Annotated in this window: 3 protein-coding genes; 2 read left to right on the plus strand and 1 reads right to left on the minus strand. The window is 61.9% G+C overall.

From position 1 onward, the window contains the following. Nucleotides 1-34 precede the first annotated feature (34 nt). Nucleotides 35-172 carry a hypothetical protein gene (locus tag NUV55_RS05405; RefSeq protein ID WP_296671045.1) on the minus strand — a complete coding sequence of 46 codons (138 nt, stop codon included), beginning with the start codon at nt 170-172 and terminating at the stop codon, nt 35-37. Here NUV55_RS05405 and pgm point away from each other — a divergent pair. Together pgm and tkt are read left to right on the plus strand one after the other, a co-directional pair. After that, nucleotides 171-1,817: a phosphoglucomutase (alpha-D-glucose-1,6-bisphosphate-dependent) gene (gene pgm / locus NUV55_RS05410; RefSeq protein ID WP_296671047.1), complete on the plus strand. Its 1,647-nt coding sequence runs from the start codon at nt 171-173 to the stop codon at nt 1,815-1,817. The genes NUV55_RS05405 and pgm overlap by 2 nt on opposite strands. Nucleotides 1,818-1,826: 9 nt before the next feature. Further along, nucleotides 1,827-3,626, plus strand: a 1,800-nt coding sequence (tkt, locus tag NUV55_RS05415; RefSeq protein ID WP_296671049.1) for a transketolase, incomplete at its 3' end; no start/stop codon positions are given.

The following is a 3,626-nucleotide window of genomic DNA, read 5'->3' on the forward strand; positions in this document are numbered from 1 at the left end:
CGCACGACAGCTCGACCAATGCGCTCATCCGGCGCTACCGCCGGCTCAGGAGCGAAGGCTCATGAATATGGGCTGCAGCGTCAATCGCGAACCACCACCACCACCACCACCACCACCGGCGACGAGGTGACGAGGTGACGAGGTGACGTACCGTAATGGAGACGCAAGCCATGACAATAAGTCCTCTTTCAGGCAAACCGGCCACGCCGGCGATGCTGGTCAATGTGCCCAGACTCATCACGGCCTACTATTCCGGCCGGCCGGACTTTTCTGAGCCCACGCAACAGGTTGCGTTCGGTACTTCAGGACATCGCGGTTCCGCGTTTGAAAACAGCTTCAACGAAGGGCATGTGCTTGCCATCAGTCAGGCGATTTGCCGGTACCGCCAGCAGCAGGGCATCGATGGCCCGTTGTTTCTGGGTATCGACACGCACGCCTTGTCCGAGCCGGCGTTGGCCAGTGCACTTGAAGTATTGGCGGCCCATGGTGTGGAAGTCATGCTTGCCGAGCACGACGAATACACCCCCACACCCGCAGTTTCTCACGCCATACTCGTCTACAACCGAGGCCGCGCTACGGGGCTGGCAGACGGCATTGTCATCACGCCGTCACACAATCCACCGGACAGCGGCGGCTTCAAATATAACCCACCCAACGGCGGGCCGGCGGATACCAACGTTACCGACTGGATCGAGACCCAGGCCAATGCGTTGCTGGAAGGCAACCTGCTGGGCGTGAAAAGAATGCCGTTCGAAAAGGCGCTGCGTGCCGCCACCACGCACCGGCACGACTACCTCAATGCGTATGTCAACGACCTCGACAAGGTACTCGACATGGTGGCCATTCGTGGCGCAAACATCAGCATGGGTGTGGATCCGCTGGGCGGCGCCGGTGTCCACTACTGGGCCGCGATTGCCGAGCGCTATGGTTTGGATCTCACCGTGGTGAACGAAACCGTCGATCCGACCTTTCGCTTCATGACGGTCGACTGGGACGGCCAGATCCGCATGGATCCGTCCTCACCCTACGCCATGCAGGGCTTGATTGAGCTCAAGGACCGATTCGATATCGCTTTTGCCTGCGATACCGACCATGACCGGCATGGCATCGTGACCCGCAACGCGGGCCTGATGCCGCCCAACCATTACCTGTCGGTCGCCATTTCCTACCTGTTCCAGCATCGGCCGAAATGGCGCAAGGATGCGGCGGTGGGCAAGACGGTGGTCAGTAGCCAGATGATCGATCGCGTCACGGCAAAGCTCGGCCGCAAGCTCTACGAGGTTCCGGTCGGCTTCAAGTGGTTCGTCGATGGCCTGCTCGATGGCTCGCTGGGCTTTGGCGGTGAAGAGAGCGCGGGTGCTTCTTTCAGCCGCCTGGATGGCAGCGTCTGGACGACGGATAAAGACGGCATTGTTCCGGCATTGTTATCGGCGGAGATAACCGCGCGCATGGGCCGCGATCCCGGTGAAATCTACCAGGAGCTGGCGCACGAATTTGGCGAACCGGTTTATGATCGTGTTGAGGCGCCAGCGACCCCGGAGCAAAAGCACAGGCTGGCTCAACTCTCACCTCAGCAGATAAAGTCTGCAGAACTGGCGGGTGAAAAGATTCTGAACATACTTACCCAGGCCCCTGGCAACGACGCAGCCATCGGTGGAGTGAAAGTGGTGACGAAGAGTGGCTGGTTTGCGGCGCGCCCATCCGGCACCGAAGACATCTACAAGATCTATGCCGAAAGCTTCCGTGGCGCGGACCATCTGCGCAGCCTGCTGGGTGAGGCGCAGGCCATCGTCGACCGCGCGCTGACGGAGCATTAAGGAATAACCATGTCAGACCAACTCGATCAGCTTTGCATCAACACCGTGAGGTTTCTGTCGGTAGACGCCGTGCAACAGGCCGACAGCGGACATCCGGGCATGCCGCTTGGGGCGGCGGCGATGGCCTATGTGCTGTGGACACACCAGCTCAAGCACAATCCGCGCAATCCGCACTGGTTCGATCGCGACCGTTTCGTGCTTTCGCCGGGCCACGGCTCGATGCTGCTCTACAGCCTGTTGCACTTGACCGGCTACGAGCTCTCGCTGGACGACATCAAGCAATTCCGCCAGTGGGGTAGCAAGGCGCCGGGACATCCCGAGCGCGGCCATACGCCGGGTGTTGAAGTCACTACCGGACCACTCGGGCAAGGGTTGGCGAACGCGGTTGGTATGGCGATTGGTGAAGCGAATCTGGCCGCACGCTACAACCGGGACGGCCACACGCTGATCGACCACCATACCTGGGCCATCATCAGCGACGGCGACTTGATGGAAGGAGTTGCCTCTGAGGCCGCCTCACTGGCCGGACATCTCCGGCTCGGCAAGTTGATCTGTCTGTACGACGACAACTACGTCACGCTATCGGCCGGCACCGACATCACATTTTCTGAAGATCGCGCCAAACGCTTCGAAGCCTATGGCTGGCAGACGATCAGCGTGGTCGAGGGCAACGACGTGGCAGCGATAAGCGCCGCGCTGGACGCCGCCCGCGCCGACCTCACGCGACCCTCGCTGATTCTGGTGCGTACCCATATTGGCTTTGGCTCGCCCAAGCAGGATAGCTACAAGGCACACGGATCGCCGCTCGGCGTTGAGGATATAAAAACAACCAAGGAAAAGCTGGACTGGCCGATCGATCCGCCGTTTCTGGTGCCCGAGCCCGCGCTGGCACATTTTCGCGAGGCAGTGGATCGTGGTGCGAAGGTCGAGGCCGACTGGAACGGACGGCTGGACGCCTATGTCAAGGTATTCCCCGAGTTGGCGAAAGAGCTGCAAGGTCGCCTGCGCGGTGAGCTGCCACCGGGTTGGGCCGCGGACATCCCGGTCTTTCCCGCCGACGCCAAGGGCCTGGCCACCCGCGTCGCCAGTGGCAAGGTCATGAATGCGTTCGCACCGAAACTGCCCGCCCTTGCAGGCGGTTCGGCCGATCTGGACCCGTCCACCCACACCGCGCTGAAGGGGCTGGGCGATTTCAACCCGACCATGGCATCTGGCGAGGACAGTGAAGGGTCAGACGGCGGCGGCTGGAGTTACGCCGGCCGCAATCTGCATTTTGGCGTGCGCGAACATGCGATGGGCGCCATTGTCAACGGGCTGGCCGCGCATGGCGGCTTCATCCCGTTTGGCGCCACCTTCTTCATTTTCTCCGATTACATGCGCCCGCCGATCCGGCTGGCCGCGCTGATGGGTTTGCATGTCGTGCATGTGTTCACCCACGACAGCATTGCAGTTGGCGAAGACGGGCCCACCCACCAGCCGGTCGAGCAACTGGCCAATCTGAGGGCAATCCCGAACCTCACCCTGATCCGCCCCGCCGACGCCAACGAAACCGCGGTGGCGTGGAAGGTGGCGGTGGAAACCGGCAACCGTCCGGTGCTGCTGGTGCTGACCCGGCAGAACCTGCCCACGCTCGACCGCAGCCGCTATGCCAACGCTGACGGCCTGCGCCGTGGCGCCTATGTGCTGAGCGAGGCGAAGGATCGCCAACCCGCACTGATACTGATCGCCAGCGGCTCCGAAGTCAGCCTGATCCTCGCCGCCGCCGAGCGTTTGCAACATGATGGCGTCGCCGTGCGCTGCGTGTCGATG

This window comes from Sulfuricaulis sp., assembly GCF_024653915.1.
Taxonomy (GTDB): Bacteria; Pseudomonadota; Gammaproteobacteria; order Acidiferrobacterales; family Sulfurifustaceae; genus Sulfuricaulis.

Excerpts from the sequence above, each read along its gene's own strand:
- pgm (WP_296671047.1), top strand. The coding sequence starts at position 171 with ATGACAATAAGTCCTCTTTCAGGCAAACCGGCCACGCCGGCGATGCTG.
- NUV55_RS05405 (WP_296671045.1), bottom strand. The coding sequence starts at position 172 with ATGGCTTGCGTCTCCATTACGGTACGTCACCTCGTCACCTCGTCACCT.